This is a genomic window from Terrabacter sp. P5_B1 (genome assembly GCF_056400505.1).
Genome location: NZ_JBFULD010000571.1, coordinates 1 through 1175, shown reverse-complemented (window position 1 = coordinate 1175; position 1175 = coordinate 1). Strand labels below are relative to the sequence as shown.

Annotated in this window: 1 protein-coding gene; it reads right to left on the bottom strand. The window is 69.8% G+C overall.

What is annotated here, in order from left to right; genetic code table 11:
* Nucleotides 1-91 precede the first annotated feature (91 nt).
* On the bottom strand, nt 92-1175 hold a 1084-nt coding region (locus tag AC1DP0_RS22090), incomplete at its 5' end, for a molybdopterin-dependent oxidoreductase (RefSeq protein WP_478088763.1).

Genomic DNA, 1175 nt, shown 5'->3' with positions numbered 1-1175 from the left:
GTTGGTGCACGGTCATAGGGGGTTCGGGGCCGCTGGGGCTCCGGATTGCTTGTCGGACAAGTTTTTTCGCGGGTTTCTCGGTCGTATGCGTTCACGCGACGGTCACCACCACCTCCTGGATGCCGCTCGACCCGCTGGGGAACGGCGTGGCACGTTCGGTGATCTGTGCCTGTCCCTTGAGGTCGGTCGCGCGCACGGAGATCCGGTGCAGTCCGGGCTTGGCGTCCCACGGGAGGTACCACTGGCGCCAGTAGTCGACACCGACGTCGGGCCCGAGCTTCGTTGCCTGCCAACGGCCGTCGTCGATCTTGACCTCGACCTTGCCGACACCGCGGTGCTGGGCCCAGGCGACGCCGCCGATGGCGGTCGTGCCGGCCCTGATCGTCGACAGCGGCGCCGGGGTGTCGATGCGGGCGCTCGTCTTGATGGGGGCATCCGTCGCCCACTGGCGCTTCGTCCAGTAGGACTGGTCGGCGGCATACGTGGTCAGGGTGAGCTTGGTGAGCCACTTCGTCGCGCCGACGAAGCCGTAGAGGCCCGGCGTGATGAGGCGGGCCGGGAAGCCGTGGGTGTCGCTGAGCTGGGCACCGTTCATGCCGATGGCGATCATCGCGTCGCGTCCGTCGCGGACGACGCCAAGGGGCGTGCTGATGGTGAAGCCGTCGACCGCGGTGCTCAGCACCTGGTCCGGGTTGCCCTTGGTGCCGGCGCGATCCAGCACGTCGGTGAGCCGGACGCCGAGCCAGCGGGCGGCGCCGATGTAGCCGCCGCCGACCTCGTTGGAGACGCAGGTCATGGTGATGTCGCGCTCGATGAGCGGCATCGCGGCGAGCTCGGCGAAGGTCAGGGTGAAGGGCTTCTCGACCATGCCGCCGACCTCGAGGGTCCAGCTGTCGACGTCGACCTTCGGCACGGTGAGGTTCGTGTCGACGCGGTAGAACTTCTCGGTCGGCGTGCGCAGGGGCGAGATGCCGGCGACCTTCGTCTCGAGGCCGGCCGGCAGTGGCTTGGCCTTGTCAGCGGCGGCGGGCAGGACGACCTTCTTGATCGTCTGGGCCCCGCTGCGGAGCTGGCCACCGACGGCCGCGAGCACCGAGAGCGCGGTGACGCCGAGCGCGCCGACGACGAAGCCTCGGCGGCTGGCGCCGGACCGGGCACCGAGATCGGCACCGAGG